Consider the following 14300-nt stretch of genomic DNA (forward strand, 5'->3'; position numbering starts at 1 on the left):
GATTTAACCGAAGAAATCACAGAGTATCAATACTCGATAAAATAGTAGAGCGATGTGTAATGCATCAGCCTGTTACTATCAAACAAGTAAAAACCATTGCGAACTAAATGGGTAACCCTATTGTTTAATTGTTATTGTTTTCATCTCATTTCTTTTTCATCGTTAGAAATTCAATGAGTCTATTGGTAAAAAACCATACCATTAGAAATGCTAAACATTCTAAAGTAAAACTTCCAAATTTGAAAAATAGTTCTGTAAAACAGATAGAAAAAGTAAGACTTCCTCCTATTCTGGTTATAGTTTGAACACTCGCTATGCCTGGAAAAAACTTTTTTAAATAATTCATCTAATACAGTATTTTGGTTACTATTTGAAGTTGCATCTAGATATTCGTATCCAGATTGAGTGACTAAATTAGACTATGTATTACTTCAACACAATAGGTTTTGCCCCCATTTGTCATAAGTGTTTTGACTACTATATTTAGAGTGATTTACCGATGTATAAAAAAGAGAATATTGAGATTTCACCTTTTCTTTCTCTTCTTATATTATATACAATTTGCGAATAAAAATTTCGCATAAAAAATCAAATACTCTATTCTCTACATATTCCATTTCTAGGTGGTATATTTGGACATTAGTATAAATCGTGCGCTAAGTAATCATCTCCTTAATCATTATGCCTTTTAAAAAGTTACACCCTCATATACAAGAGAAGCTAGAGTACAAAGAAATAACGACACCTACTCCTTTTCAGAGCAAGAGTATTCCTGTAATAAAAAGTGGTGCTAATATTTATTGCACAGCTGCAAAAGATAGTGGTAAAACAACTACACTCATACTTACAACCTTACAAAAACTAAAATGTGAGGCAATAGGAAATGCTCCAAGGGCCGTAGTTTTAGTAGAAAATAAGGAAAGAGCTATGGAGTTATACGATGCTTTTTTATCGTATACAAGACATACTTCGTTACGAGTATATGTAGGGTATGAACAACTTCATGTCGATGTTCAAAAATCAGAAATTTTTATGGGTATAGATATATTTATTTCTACGCCCAAATCAATGAATAAATTGTTTTTATTAAATGGAGTAAGCATCTCTGAATTAAAGATATTCAGTATAGACGATGCAGAGTTTCTAATCCATAATCTAACATATACTGCTCTTATTTCGATTACACAAAGTATTAAAAAATGTCAGTTTATACTATATTCAGAAAAAATGCATCCAAAATTAGAACGCTTTAAGTCTTATTTTATGGAATACTCTAAAACAATTAATATATAGATATTACTGGATTTATAATCTATAATAAATTAATAGAACGTGATAATACCTAAACTGCATTATATCTCTCAAGGAAGTTCTCCAAAAGAACATATAGAAAATATCCAAAAAGCGTGTACATCTGGTTCAGAATTAGTGCAATTACGTTTAAAAGATATTTCAGAAAAGAAAATCTTAAAGTTAGCCAAAGAGGCTAGAGAAATTACTGCTCATTTTCAAACCAGGCTAATTATTAATGATCATTATAAAATAGCAAAAGAGATCAAAGCAGATGGAGTACATTTAGGAAAAACGGACTCCTGCCCTACTATCGCTAGAAAATATTTATATACCTGGCAAATTATTGGGGGAACGGCAAATACTTTGGAAGATTGCGAAGCATTAATCGCTAAAGAAATCGATTATATTGGCTTAGGCCCCTTTAGATTCACAACTACCAAAGATAATCTAAGTCCGGTTTTAGGTGTACATGGTTATACTGCAATTATGGCCTCTTTGCAAACCAAAACACCAATTATCGGTATTGGAGGCATTACTATAGAAGATGTTACAAACATATTAGAAACGGGTATTTCTGGAATTGCTGTTTCCGGAGAAATTACCCGTAACTTTAATAATATTAAAACTTTTCATCAATTATTAAAGGCATCCTCTACAGAAGAACAACGCCATACATTTGATAAATCTTAGATCGTAGGGTATTGATAAGATGTTTATACTGTGATTAGTAAATCAACCAAAATTCTATAAAGATCAATCAATTTTATTGTAATATCTTGTTTCCGATTGTATCGTTATATATCATTAATATCAAATAATTCTAACTTTTTACTCCTGTACATCTATTTCTTAGTTAAAAGAATAGGTTAATCCATTCGTTATTTTGTATTGTTCTTTAGGAACTTCTAGAGCAGGCATTGCATCATAGAGATAAGTAAACCCTAAATTAAAAGCTAGATTCTTGAATATATTTATGACCACCGAGGTATCATTAGACAACCTATAATCTTCAAAATCTCTATAGAGCGGTTGGTAGTACGTGGTACTAACAATGGCAATATCGTTTTTAGGAAATAAACTGAAGGATACGTAGGTGCTATTGCGAAAATCTCGATGAATTACATCTTCTAGGTTATTATTAATTCTTTCATATTCGAACATGGACAATATTCCCATAAAAAAATTATAATCATCAGATTTTGAAACTTTAAAACGAACTCCTGTACCTAATAAACCTCTAAACTCTATGGCAGAAATTTCATCATATTGGCTTTGAGCAAATGCTTCAAGTGCAAAACGATTACTAAACCTATAATTATATCGTATATGCTGTGTCCCTTTGCTTACCAATTTACTATTATTACTCTCTTTAAAATTGATATCGTTTACTACAAGTACTAAGTTTTTTTCGTACAAATATTGTATGTGAACTTTATTTTTAAAATTGAAAATTCTGTTTTTGTTCTTGGTTAGGTCAAATGATAAATTCGCATAACCAGACCAACGAGAAGTATCACTTACTTTACGAATAGATTCTACGTTTACTATTTGCGCATTGACGTTATAATCAACTAATGCCAGAAGTAAAATAAAAATTATTTTTTTCAAAATTCAAATCCAAAATTTATTGGGCGAATTTACTGCTTTAATAATTAAACTTAAATTATATTCGATAGCGAATTACAAAATAAAACAACAAAATTGAGATAGTTTTTTATACAATAATTATAAAACCTTGGCTTTACTATTTTCATTATAAAATCCAAAAACAAATACAACCGAATTAGCATAAACAAAACTTTCTAAATTATGATCATACTTAATCGGTGCATTAAGTTTTTTCATGACTCCAATTACTCGATACAATTTGGTTCTAGAAATTCCTAATCGCGAAGCAAAATATTCCAGCGAACCTGTTGCTTGCAATCGAATCAATTGATCTACTCGCTCAATAATTTCAATATGCTTGATAATAATATTCACTTTAAGTTTGACTTTTAACTAAGTAATCGTTTTCTGATTTGATTTAAATTATCATCAACAATCAATTTACCATCTACAAAAATCGTTTGCAAAAGTCCCTTACTTTCTTCTTCTTTAGAAACTTGATCTTTAAAATTGATTTGCTCATTTTCATTGAATAATTGGATTAAACCTTTTGCAGATTTCTTTGTCCCATCGTCGGTTATTGGGTCTTTAAAAATCTCACGACCCTCACCTTTAATTTCTACGTAAGTAGCTTTCATAGCAAATCCAAAAGTATCTCTTGTATTGTATTGATAGGTAAAGCTTCCTATACCTAATACAATATTTGTAGAGGCAAACCCTTTTTGCTTTAAACGCTCACAGATTTGTGTAGCTCTTTCGATAGTAATACTATCTCCGTAAATAGCACCTATTTTGGGGTTCAAAACCTTATACCCCTGGCTATTTACCGTTCCTCCAAACTCATCCCAAAGAAGTTCAATTACTCCTTTTGCTATTGTGAGGTTTTCATGTTCACATCCACATATGATATCTACCGGATCTCCAGAGTCAGGTCTAATTACCAGCTTACCTTCACGCTGTAATATTTCTTCTTTTAATATGGGTAAATATTCTGTTAACACTTTCCATAAATCCCATGTATCAGACACCACCGATAATATTCCTGTAGGATACGTTTCTAATAACCTTCTAAAAGTCCCTATTTCATCATCTTTACTACCTGCACACATTACACTGTGTTCTGTAGCATTGACACTACCAATAACCAATTCTTTGGTTACATCTGCATTATAATATGTTTCATAAGCTTTAGCCACCGGAAGTGTATCACTACCAGAAAAAGCCAACGCATGCCCCATTCCGCTTAATATAGAAGATTCGGTTCCAGACATTCCTCTCATAGAAAAGTCATGTCCTTGCCAGTTCACAAATTCTAGGTTGTTTTGATCTGTTTCTAAAGCATATTGTGAGAGTATTTTTCTATATTGTTTGGCGATAGTAGCAGAAGTACAGGGTTGCCAAATGATAGTAGATAATAATGTTTCCAGATAATTTGTCAACCAAAAGAATTCTGGTTTGGTATTAACCAAAGTAAACATAGGTACTCTTATGGGTACTTCGGTTCCTTCTGGTAACGCTTTTATTTCTATCGGTAAATATCCTAAGTCGTGTAAAGCTTCTATATGTGTAATATCATAATCTACCCCCAAATAATTGTCAACATATTTTTTGTATTCTGAAACTACTGTTTGTTTAGGTTGATTAAAGAAATCTTGATTAAATCGCTTAATTAAATACTCTTTAACGAAGTATTGAAGTCCAAAAAACACTACGCTATCTACTCCTTCTACTCTGCTCTTTCTTGGTGTCCAGTTAGAGTATACTAATGTTGTACCTTCTGGGTATTGTTCTTTGTGGCCTAATTTGTATCCGTCTGTTAGCAATAATGGGTTCATACAATATTATTTTGCGTTATTTATACACAAAAATAATTCAATTTTACAACATGCACAAATAATAGGAGATTTATGTTTCTAATGTGACCACCTTCACTTCAATATTACCTATCATACTTTTCTTCCAAATAACTCTTAATTATATTCTGAAACTCTTTGATTTGTACTTTTTTCTTTTCGCTAATTTTACCCTCTTCAATACTTACATAATAACCATTACCCAAATTTTCGAAAAAACGTATCCCTTCTTTAGGATATCCATTATCGTTTGTAATAAGATATCCCAATAATATAAAGCTAACAGGTTGTATTTGATTTTTAGTAACCTCCGGTTCTTCTTTATTGTCCTTTAAAAATTTAGTAAAAACTTCTAAAGTGGTATTTACACTGTATATATCCAGTTTACTAAAAATATTAAACAACTCTTGGTGTTCTTCATATAATGAATAATTTGATTCATCTAGAACTTGGTATGAAGATCCTTTAAATATCTCATTTTCTTTATACAATCTTATGGTACTATTAGAAGGAAATACCGATTCATTATGACTAACATTTTGTGCTCGAACCAAAACCGTATCCATCTGCTGAAGCTCTGCAGTAATTAAATTATTTTTTAAAAATACCTTAATAACAGCATCTTTATCTTGTAGGGATTCAATTTCGAATTCTTCTTGGTTTAGTACAACAGTGATTCTATTGTAATAGTGTACCCCAAAAAAATCTATATAAAAACCTTTATATTGACCATTATCAAATTGCTCACCAATAATCTTATTTTTGGAATAATTATATTTTACTCCACTAAATATATAATCATCTTTATAGATTGATTTAATATTTAATTTTAATCGATTGTGATCATCAAAATTATTAGTAAGCATTTGTAAAACATCTGAAGAGTAATTATATTTCTTTATTCCTTTTTCATAATAATCCACAGTAAAAAATTCTACATTTTCCTTTTTAAAATAACCATTATATGGTTTATCATCTTTATAAATCCCAGTGTAAAAATCTTTTGGAGATTCATTTATTATATATGAATTATCTGTTATTGTTGTATTATTTTCTTGTGCCTGCATAAAATTATAATTGAAAATCCCCATAATAAAGCATACTAAAACTTTACATAGAAATATATTACTAGAAAGTAGGTTCATGCTTTTATAAAATTTTAACCGATTACATTAGTTTTCCAAAAAACTAAATTACAAATATTTATTTCTATCTACCTCACTGTTTTCAGGTATACTTCATAGAATAATTCGAGAATTCTATAGATAAGAATTAAGCATTCAATACTATTAGTTTCTACCTTTTTCGGTGGGATATAATGAAGGTAATGGATCACTCTGCCAAAATTCCTTAGTATCAATATCCATAATAGTTAACTTACCTTTGAAACCCGCACCGGTATCCATATTCCAAAGCTTATAAGCTTTCATAGGAGTAATTTGATTATAATTTGTAGTTGGAGTATGACCTATATAAATCTCTGAATAATGTACGAATCTTTTTGGGAGGTTATTTTTTAAGTCTTCTTTATATACTTTTTCGGCAAGGAGAGCTGCTTCCCATAGTGTACGATCCCAATAGTAATTGGACTCATATTCTTCTCTACCAACTCCATGCATTGATGTAAACCCGGCATGTACAAACAATCTATTTTTATTATCGATGTAATAATCTTTTAGATCATTGAAAAAGTCTTTATGAGTATCTTTTGTTAAAAATCTCGATTTTATATAACTATCTATGGTTTCCTGCCCTCCATGTGCCAACCAAACCGGGTTTGTAGCTCCCTTGTTCAACCATAACCCACACCAAAGGTCATGGTTTCCTCTTATGAAGATACATTTATTGGATAGTGAGAGCTCTATCAATTTTTCTATAGTTTCGGATGACTCACTCCACCCATCTACATAATCTCCTAAGAAAATTAGTGTGTCTTCTGGCATTACATTAGCTCTTTCTAATACTTGAAGTAAAGCTTTATATCCCCCATGCATATCTCCTATAACTAGTGTTCTCATGATTTACAATTTATTTCCTAGCTTTTCTACATTCGTTCTAATCCACGGGTACTCTTCTAATGATCTTAACTGATCTAATAAGTTTTTAGGTATATTATCAATACCTATATAAGATCCTACAATATGACCTGTCATAGAACAGTTTGTATCTGTATCTCCTCCACTTTGTAGTAACTCATCAAAAATAGAATTAATAAGCTTTTCTTTAATTTTATTTGCTGCAAAGATTGCTAATGGGACAGAATTAACAACATATCCATCGTTTCCATATTTACTAGTTACTTCGGATATAGTAATAGTATCCGGAAGGTCATTTAACTCTATAATTCTATCTCTTACTCTGGAATCTGGTAAGTCTTTTATTATTAATTTCATAAGACTTATGCCGACACTCCAATCACCTTGAATAATATATTTTATAGCCATTATGATAGAAAGTGCTCCAACATAAGCCTCTATATTTTTGTGTGTTATAGAACAGATTTCTTCGATTCTTTCTCTTGTAATATGATCAAAAAAAGCAAGTGGAGCAACTCTCATAGCAGCTCCATTTCCTGCAGCATATTCTCCTCTTCTCCCAACTTGACTCCAGTGTCCCCCTACTTGTAGTTCTTGTAATGCCTTTAAAGTAGAGCCTCCTAACCCACGTATTTTTCCACTTGAAAACAGTGTAACAAAATATTTGGTTAATATATTTGGATTAAGGTCTTTATCTTCATAGATAGCTTGACAAGTAGCTATAGTTAATTGGGTATCATCCGTTATAATCCATTTTGGTTCTTCTTTTTTAGGTTTTCCAAAAGGGTAATAGACGTTATCATCAGGCATTGCAAGATTCTCATATCCACTTCCCTTGGCATCCCCTATGGCTCCCAAATAAATAGCTCCTAAGAATCTGTCCTTTTTAGATATCATTTAAACTCAATATATTCTGGTAAAACATGATCTGTTAACCATACTTTATTATCAGACTGAAAGAACTGAATACCATTGGTATGCATATCTCCTGATTTAACCTTAAGAATTATAGGTTTTCCTCTTCTTGCTCCAACTTTAATGGCAGTTTCTATTTCTTCGCTAAGATGCACATGATGCCTACTCATTTTAAGCAATCCCTTTTCTTTTATGGCATCTATGAATTTTACAACGGTACCATGATATAAAAACTCGGGAGGCTCCTTAGGGCTATACCCCAAATCTATTTCTATAGAATGTCCTTGATTAGCTCGTATACTAGTATAATCTTCATTAAAAGCGAATCGCTTTTTATCATTTGTAGCCACTATTTCTCTTAACAAGTTAATTTCCAAATTAGGTTGATACTTTTTTGATTTTGAAATTAGTTCCTGAACATTCGCCCAACCATTTTTATCTAATTGCAATCCTATTTTATCAGGGTTATGCCTTAGAACAAGGCTTAAAAATTTACTTATGCTTTTATAATTTGTTTTCATCTGTTTATTTAATTGTTTTAGAAGACACATGGAACCGCCAATAATCATGTTGCTGTTTATCTAAAGTCATGTTATGGCTTGTTTCATTTTTCTTTTAATAATTTGTGATAGATGTTATAGTTCTCTTTATCAAAACAAACAAATATTATTTCTTGTAGTTTATTAGCTTAGCATCTATAAAACTTCTCACCGTTTGTATAGCAATTTTGGCCGCCAATTCTTTTGGAAATCTATAAATTCCTGTACTAATATTGGGGAATGCTATTGTTTTAATTTCATTTTCTATAGCAATCTCTAAAGAGTTTTTATAACACCTTGCTAGCAATTGTTCCTTTTCTATACCTCCATGATTCCAAACAGGGCCAACGGTATGTATTACGAATTGACTGGGTAAATTACCAGCGGTTGTAATTATAGCTTCTCCAACTTTACACTTTCCTTGTTTTGCAACAATAGCTCTACAGCCTTCTAAAATTGAAGCACCTCCTTTACGATGAATAACACCGTCTACTCCACTTCCTCCTAACAAAGATGAATTTGCTGCATTGACAATAGCATCTACTTCTATAGTTGTAATATCGGCTTGAATTACTTTTAGGTTCATTTTTTATTCAAAATCGTATACAAAGACATCTAGGTCTTTTTGCATTAGTGTTTCTTTAATAATAGGTTCTATCTTATCCCATTTTCCACCAGCTAATCCACAACCAATTCTAGGCATATGTATACTTGCTTCAAGCTTTTTAGCCTCGATAGCTATATTTTTTAAACACCTTCTAACAGCTTCATAACGAATAGGAACTCCATTGCTACCCATTTTCATTCCTTGCTGTGCAATCATGTTACCAACATAAATATAATCTGTAACCTGAATCAATTGAGTTGCTCCCAGTTCAAAGTTGTTCTTTGCTCGGTTTCGATGCCACTCTCTATAAGATTTTTCAGGTTGCGGCCACCTTTTGGATATGGCTAAGACAAAACCTTTTCCCCAACCACCAAGATTATTACATACATGAACGATAATCTTTATTCCTTTAGTCTGAGGAACTGTAGCATCTCCTTTTAAATATTTGATTTCTTTCATTTTAATTCATCCCTCACCTCCATTAAAACAAAACCTAATAGATTCTGTCCTCTCCACAAGTTTGGGTTTTGTGCTTTTTCATTATCCTGGCTCATTCCTATTCCCCAGATTCGATCTCTTGGACTAGCTTCTACCAAAACTCTTTTCTTAGTATTTAACAAGAACTCCTTTAAATCTTGATGTTGAGAAAATTTATGTAAGTTGCCTTGTTTAACAATTTCATACTTGTGTTGGTCCCATATCACTGGATCAAAGTTTTTTACTTTTCTACCGAATTGTTTTGCTTCCATGAGATGGTTACATGCAATTATTTGCTCAAAAACCTCATTATCGTCGAAGATTCTTGCTTTTTCTGCCATCATCCAATGTTCTGCAGTTTTATAAAGTATACCTTCAACTTCAAAAGCAGATTTCCACCATTGGCTGAAACAATTTTTACCAATACTTCCATCTTTATTAGGAGTATGGCCCCAGAAAAAAAGATACTTTATACTTTTCCCTTTATTAAATTGTTCTTGTGTATGTTGTAATGAATATTTCATTGTAAACTATTCTTAAATCGCTCGATTAATACTGCTATATCTTCAAATCGAACTAATTGTTGTTTCCAGTTTTCTGGAATATCCTGGTAACCAAAATATAATCCTGCCAAACCTCCAGAAATTGCAGCAGTAGTATCTGTATCCTCTCCTAAATTTATAGCTTTAAGTACAGTTTCAGAATAGGAATCTGAGTTTAATAAACACCAAAAAGAGGCTTCTAATGATCTTAACACATATCCGGTTCCTTTTATGTTAAATCGATCTTGTTTAGCAATATCTTCTTCTAAAATTCTTCCAAAAAGCTGAATCTCTTTTGGATTAAATTTATGTTGAACGGTAAAATCTAAAATTGGTTTCTTAATGGTTAAATAAGCATCAGATTTATCTTTTCCCTTTAATAATTGTAACACATATTCAACATAAATAAAACATGAAAAGACAGATCTTAAATGACCATGTGTAATAGAGGATACTCTTTTAATAACATCGTATCTTATATTTATATCCATTTCATCCTTTAGATAATATACCAAAGGTAAAATTCTCATTAAGGAACCATTACCATTAGAATATTCATCTAATCCTCCACACAAATCCGGGGTCATACCTCTTTTAAACTGATATATCGCATCTTTGGTAGTAATACCAATATCAAATACATATCCTCTTGGAGTCCATAAGTTATTGTAAAACCAATCTGCAAATTTTGAAGCTATATCATTAAGATTATATCCATTGCAAAGACTATCCATTAAACAAAAAGTTAATGAGCTATCATCAGACCAAGTTCCTTCGGGTTGATTATGTGTCCCATAACCAATCATATCTCTAGCAGGTTTTTTATCCATTTGGTTTCGATCTAAAAACTCATAAGGAACGCCCAATGCGTCGCCAACAACTAACCCAAATATTCCTCCTTTTATCTGATCTAAAACTGTTCTCATTTTATTTTCTTTCTAATTTCATTTACTAAATCCTCTAATTCTTCTACTTGCTCTATCCTATACCGTTCACAAACAATATCTACATTTCCTTTTCTCCAAAAACCATCTGGACAACAAACAATTAGTTTTTGGCTCTTGGCAAATAAGCCTAATTCTAATAATGATATTGGAGACTTTGTAGATACATCAAAGTACATAACAATGATATCTGATCTCTCTAATGCTTCTAACTCCCAATTTACTTGTTCATTAAACTGTGGAGAATCAATATCTTGTTTCCAACTTTTATCCCAGCTATTCCTTCTGGGGTTCACTAGGACAACCTCTTCATTAGATAAACTTTCTATAATCCTATCTTGCCAATTTTGCGCAGTACCCCCTGCTATACTACCCGCCAGAAAAACACTTGTTCTATGATCAAAAACTAAACTTTCCGGAGCTTTAATAATTGTACTCACCTTACTTCTATTTGGGTTATTCTTTCATCATTTATATCTCTAAAAGAGTTGGTTGTAAAAACATGATTAAATGCTTCTGATAACTTCTCTATTCCGTTACTAAAAATCCCATGGCTAATAACTAAACTTAATTTGCCAGCATTTTTTTTCTTTAAAGCTTCAGCTAAACCTAAAAAAGTTCCTCCGCCATCACATATATCGTCTACAATTACACAATGTTTGCCTTTTAAATCTTCTTCGTATACTCTAAAACCAGATAATTGCCCTGTTTTAACGTCTCTTCTCTTAGAACATTCAATTACTTCTACTCCACCTAAAAATTCTGATACTTTGTAAATCTTCTTCAAAGCTCCTCCGTCTGGTGCAACTAATACTATTTCTTCATTTAAAGTTTGCAAACATTGTTGCACAAACTCATAATTCTGAATCACCTTTACATTATTCAATAATGCTGGAGTAACTTCAGAATGTGGGTCAAAAACAGTTACTCTATTATAGTTTTGAGCATTAATAATGTCTGCATAGACTTTTACACTTAAAGATTCTCCCGAAACCATCAACCTATCTTGTCTTGCCGCGGGAAAATATGGGATAAAAGCATTGATAACCTTTACATCCATTCTACGTAAAGCATCAGTCGCAATCAACAATAAGCCTAAGTCATTGAAGGACTTTATACGATGTGTAATAGTTACTGAGTCTTCGATATGCTGCTCTTTTATTTTAATATGAGGTTCTCCTCCATTAAAAACAAAAGCTTCAAAATCAATTGACTTATCATATGGAGTAAAAAACGGATCTAAATGTAAATACTGCATTATTGTGTTATTTTTACGCAAATTTAGGTTTCAAGAATCACACTACCAAATATTTTGCGTAAAAATTACAATATATTAATATACAACCTCTAACCAGGTTTGTTAAAGTTTACTATTTAATATCAAAAAGAAAGCCATCCTTTTGATGTTTGAAGTATTGTTTTTTATTGAATTTGAATAGATTAGCAGGCCTTCCCCTACCTTCGGATACTTTTTCATCCAACTCCTCAAGGATATCAAAACTAAGAATTTTTTTTCTGAAATTTCTTCTATCTATTTCTTTTTCAAGAATAGTCATATAGAGTTTTTCGAGCTCAGAAAACAAAAACTTATCATCCAGAAGATCAAAACCTATTGGTTCATACGTTAATTTATTACGTAGTCTTTGTTTTGCTTTTTCTAAGATTGTCTTATGATCAAATGCAAGATCTGGAAGTTTTTGAATATCAAACCAAGCCACATCATTTGCATCTGTATCTGCTTTAATATGGTGATGTTCTGGTTTTACTAGTGCAAAATAACTTACACTAATGACTCTATTTCTTGGGTCTCTATTAGGTTCTCCAAAAGAGTATAACTGTTCCATATAATCAACAGTCACATTGGTCTCTTCTTTTAATTCTCGTTCTACAGCTTGTTCCAAGCTTTCATTTTCCAAAACCAATCCACCAGGTAATGCCCAGGAATCTTTAAAAGGAGCTATATCCCTTTTGATTAATAATACATTAAGTGATTTGTCCTTATATCCAAAGACAACTGCATCTACTGCTACTTTAATTTTTTGGCTTATCATATATACAAAATTATGAATTTGGAGTTTAATATATAGTCAATTCGTATATATTATGCTTCAATAAAAATGCACCAGTCATAAAAACTGATGCATTCTAATGTACACCTACCTATTCACAGAGAATATGTCTTTTAATTGTTTGATCATACCACCGTCACCAGAGACACTAATCTCACCAATCTTATCGGCAATTTTCTCTACATACTCCATTTCTTTAAGTTTGTAAAGCATTTCGTTCTCTTCCATAAGTTTAGCTGTATTTAGCAAACTACGGGTATAGGCTGTCTCTTCACGACGAGTGATACTATTAGCCTGAGCTTTCTTTTGCGCTACCAGTACTTGGTTCATGATTTCTTTCATATCCCCTGGTAAAATAATATCTCTAATACCACAATTCAATACTCGTACACCTAGTTTTGTAGATTGATTTTTAACATTTTCAAGTACCGAACTCGCAATACTTTCTTTATGCTCTAATAGCTCATCTAATGTGTAGTTTCCTACGAAAATTCTCAAGACTAACTGCATAGCGATATACAATTGCTTTTCATAGTCCTTATTATCCAATAAAGCCTTTTCTATATCAATAACTTTATACTGTGTATAGAAGTTAATACGTACTCCCGCTTTATCTTTAGTTAATAGTTCTTGGCCCGCAATTTCTAATTGTAATTGACGTAGATCTGCTTTGGCAATCTTTATCGAGGTATCATTTCGCCAAAAACGATAGGTCCCGCTTTCCAAAGTTTTTGTATACACATCGTCTACAATCAATACTGCTTTTTCATACGCAGCTACTTCAAAAGCTCTGATATACTTGGTCAATGCGTAGTTACTAAACAGGGTTTTATCAATTTTTTCGGTGATATAGATTTTGGTTAAATCCACACGGGTGAATTTGTAATCTTTTAAGCTATTCCAAAGTGTATAACGACCTGAGCCAAATACGCTTTTAAAATTTCCGTTTTCATACACCAAAACAACCTCATTATCCTTTACTTCAATCACGTGTAACATGGCTTCTAACTCTTTGTCTTGTAGTAAGATTTCTAGTGCTACTGGTGTTGCAAATGGCTTGGTAAGATCATGCTGTATTACCTTTTCATTAAATCCTAACCAATGGATTCCTTTGGTAATTACACGATTGTAATCTCCTTTTTTGAAAACCAAACCTACTTTTCCCGCATTAATTCTTACTCTTTTCATTTGTTCTTTTTACTTTTTTAATTAAACATTTAGTTAGATGACAATTTCTGTAACGGAGACTTTGCCTACTTCAATCCAGAACTACGGGTATGGTACTGTCTCAAAGTATATTTTGGACGTGGCCTCTTTTTCGTTTACACTTCAAAGAAGTCGGGCTATTCGCTGCATCTTTTAACCTTAGTGCCTTCGAGAACCTCAGGCTACCATCTATAAAAGGATATGCCTGTCC

Annotated in this window: 17 protein-coding genes; 2 read left to right on the forward strand and 15 right to left on the reverse strand. The window is 31.8% G+C overall.

Translation table 11 applies throughout. The features are described 5' to 3' along the window. The first annotated feature begins 681 nt into the window (after positions 1 to 681). Together ABW636_RS09650 and thiE are read left to right on the forward strand one after the other, a co-directional pair. Positions 682 to 1293 (forward strand): DEAD/DEAH box helicase, encoded by a 612-nt coding sequence (locus tag ABW636_RS09650; protein ID WP_367589768.1) that lies wholly within the window; start codon positions 682 to 684, stop codon positions 1291 to 1293. A 39-nt stretch (positions 1294 to 1332) separates the two neighbouring features. After that, positions 1333 to 1983, forward strand: coding sequence for a thiamine phosphate synthase (gene thiE / locus ABW636_RS09655; RefSeq protein WP_367589769.1), 651 nt, complete (start codon positions 1333 to 1335; stop codon positions 1981 to 1983). 159 nt (positions 1984 to 2142) lie between these two features. Here thiE and ABW636_RS09660 read toward each other — a convergent pair whose 3' ends face one another. The 15 genes from ABW636_RS09660 to ABW636_RS09730 all read right to left on the reverse strand — a co-directional run bounded on the left by ABW636_RS09660 (position 2143) and on the right by ABW636_RS09730 (position 14071). Continuing rightward, complete coding sequence (locus tag ABW636_RS09660) at positions 2143 to 2901, reverse strand: DUF481 domain-containing protein (protein WP_367589770.1); 759 nt, start codon at positions 2899 to 2901, stop codon at positions 2143 to 2145. 117 nt (positions 2902 to 3018) lie between these two features. Continuing rightward, positions 3019 to 3276, reverse strand: coding sequence for a hypothetical protein (locus tag ABW636_RS09665; protein WP_367589771.1), 258 nt, complete (start codon positions 3274 to 3276; stop codon positions 3019 to 3021). A gap of 14 nt (positions 3277 to 3290) precedes the next feature. After that, the gene (locus tag ABW636_RS09670; RefSeq protein ID WP_367589772.1) at positions 3291 to 4736 is read right to left on the reverse strand and encodes a nicotinate phosphoribosyltransferase; all 1446 of its coding nucleotides are present in this window, start codon (positions 4734 to 4736) and stop codon (positions 3291 to 3293) included. 104 nt (positions 4737 to 4840) lie between these two features. Beyond that, complete coding sequence (locus ABW636_RS09675; protein WP_367589773.1) at positions 4841 to 5821, reverse strand: hypothetical protein; 981 nt, start codon at positions 5819 to 5821, stop codon at positions 4841 to 4843. Positions 5822 to 6043: 222 nt separating this feature from the next. Continuing rightward, a complete protein-coding gene (locus ABW636_RS09680) occupies positions 6044 to 6772 on the reverse strand; it encodes a metallophosphoesterase family protein (protein WP_367589774.1) in 729 nt (242 codons plus the stop codon). A 3-nt stretch (positions 6773 to 6775) separates the two neighbouring features. Further along, positions 6776 to 7687: an ADP-ribosylglycohydrolase family protein gene (locus tag ABW636_RS09685; protein ID WP_367589775.1), complete on the reverse strand. Its 912-nt coding sequence runs from the start codon at positions 7685 to 7687 to the stop codon at positions 6776 to 6778. Beyond that, complete coding sequence (locus ABW636_RS09690) at positions 7684 to 8226, reverse strand: RNA 2'-phosphotransferase (RefSeq protein ID WP_367589776.1); 543 nt, start codon at positions 8224 to 8226, stop codon at positions 7684 to 7686. Before ABW636_RS09690 ends, ABW636_RS09685 begins: the two co-directional genes overlap by 4 nt. A gap of 145 nt (positions 8227 to 8371) precedes the next feature. After that, entirely contained in the window at positions 8372 to 8830 is a 459-nt protein-coding gene (locus ABW636_RS09695) for an O-acetyl-ADP-ribose deacetylase (protein WP_367589777.1), read from the reverse strand. Positions 8831 to 8833: 3 nt separating this feature from the next. Beyond that, positions 8834 to 9310 carry a macro domain-containing protein gene (locus ABW636_RS09700; protein WP_367589778.1) on the reverse strand — a complete coding sequence of 159 codons (477 nt, stop codon included), beginning with the start codon at positions 9308 to 9310 and terminating at the stop codon, positions 8834 to 8836. After that, on the reverse strand, positions 9307 to 9852 hold the full coding sequence (gene ybiA, locus ABW636_RS09705) for a riboflavin biosynthesis intermediates N-glycosidase (RefSeq protein ID WP_367589779.1): 546 nt from the start codon (positions 9850 to 9852) through the stop codon (positions 9307 to 9309). The genes ABW636_RS09700 and ybiA overlap by 4 nt, the downstream gene beginning before the upstream one ends. Beyond that, complete coding sequence (locus tag ABW636_RS09710) at positions 9849 to 10796, reverse strand: ADP-ribosylglycohydrolase family protein (RefSeq protein ID WP_367589780.1); 948 nt, start codon at positions 10794 to 10796, stop codon at positions 9849 to 9851. The genes ybiA and ABW636_RS09710 overlap by 4 nt, the downstream gene beginning before the upstream one ends. Further along, on the reverse strand, positions 10793 to 11254 hold the full coding sequence (locus ABW636_RS09715) for a nucleoside 2-deoxyribosyltransferase domain-containing protein (RefSeq protein ID WP_367589781.1): 462 nt from the start codon (positions 11252 to 11254) through the stop codon (positions 10793 to 10795). The genes ABW636_RS09710 and ABW636_RS09715 overlap by 4 nt, the downstream gene beginning before the upstream one ends. Further along, positions 11251 to 12072, reverse strand: coding sequence for a ribose-phosphate diphosphokinase (prs, locus tag ABW636_RS09720; RefSeq protein WP_367589782.1), 822 nt, complete (start codon positions 12070 to 12072; stop codon positions 11251 to 11253). The genes ABW636_RS09715 and prs overlap by 4 nt, the downstream gene beginning before the upstream one ends. A 112-nt stretch (positions 12073 to 12184) precedes the next feature. Beyond that, positions 12185 to 12865 (reverse strand): NUDIX hydrolase, encoded by a 681-nt coding sequence (locus tag ABW636_RS09725; protein WP_367589783.1) that lies wholly within the window; start codon positions 12863 to 12865, stop codon positions 12185 to 12187. A 105-nt stretch (positions 12866 to 12970) separates the two neighbouring features. Next, positions 12971 to 14071 carry a slipin family protein gene (locus tag ABW636_RS09730; RefSeq protein ID WP_367589784.1) on the reverse strand — a complete coding sequence of 367 codons (1101 nt, stop codon included), beginning with the start codon at positions 14069 to 14071 and terminating at the stop codon, positions 12971 to 12973. Positions 14072 to 14300 lie beyond the last annotated feature (229 nt).

The organism is Aquimarina discodermiae, assembly GCF_040786235.1.
Taxonomy (GTDB): Bacteria; Bacteroidota; Bacteroidia; order Flavobacteriales; family Flavobacteriaceae; genus Aquimarina.

Bases quoted from the DNA above. Each gene is read 5' to 3' on its own strand.
- ABW636_RS09650 (WP_367589768.1), top strand. From the start codon at position 682: ATGCCTTTTAAAAAGTTACACCCTCATATACAAGAGAAGCTAGAGTAC.
- ABW636_RS09680 (WP_367589774.1), bottom strand. From the start codon at position 6,772: ATGAGAACACTAGTTATAGGAGATATGCATGGGGGATATAAAGCTTTA.
- ABW636_RS09710 (WP_367589780.1), bottom strand. From the start codon at position 10,796: ATGAGAACAGTTTTAGATCAGATAAAAGGAGGAATATTTGGGTTAGTT.
- ybiA (WP_367589779.1), bottom strand. From the start codon at position 9,852: ATGAAATATTCATTACAACATACACAAGAACAATTTAATAAAGGGAAA.
- ABW636_RS09690 (WP_367589776.1), bottom strand. From the start codon at position 8,226: ATGAAAACAAATTATAAAAGCATAAGTAAATTTTTAAGCCTTGTTCTA.
- ABW636_RS09685 (WP_367589775.1), bottom strand. From the start codon at position 7,687: ATGATATCTAAAAAGGACAGATTCTTAGGAGCTATTTATTTGGGAGCC.
- ABW636_RS09695 (WP_367589777.1), bottom strand. From the start codon at position 8,830: ATGAACCTAAAAGTAATTCAAGCCGATATTACAACTATAGAAGTAGAT.
- ABW636_RS09670 (WP_367589772.1), bottom strand. From the start codon at position 4,736: ATGAACCCATTATTGCTAACAGACGGATACAAATTAGGCCACAAAGAA.
- ABW636_RS09675 (WP_367589773.1), bottom strand. From the start codon at position 5,821: ATGCAGGCACAAGAAAATAATACAACAATAACAGATAATTCATATATA.
- ABW636_RS09725 (WP_367589783.1), bottom strand. From the start codon at position 12,865: ATGATAAGCCAAAAAATTAAAGTAGCAGTAGATGCAGTTGTCTTTGGA.
- ABW636_RS09700 (WP_367589778.1), bottom strand. From the start codon at position 9,310: ATGAAAGAAATCAAATATTTAAAAGGAGATGCTACAGTTCCTCAGACT.
- prs (WP_367589782.1), bottom strand. From the start codon at position 12,072: ATGCAGTATTTACATTTAGATCCGTTTTTTACTCCATATGATAAGTCA.
- ABW636_RS09730 (WP_367589784.1), bottom strand. From the start codon at position 14,071: ATGAAAAGAGTAAGAATTAATGCGGGAAAAGTAGGTTTGGTTTTCAAA.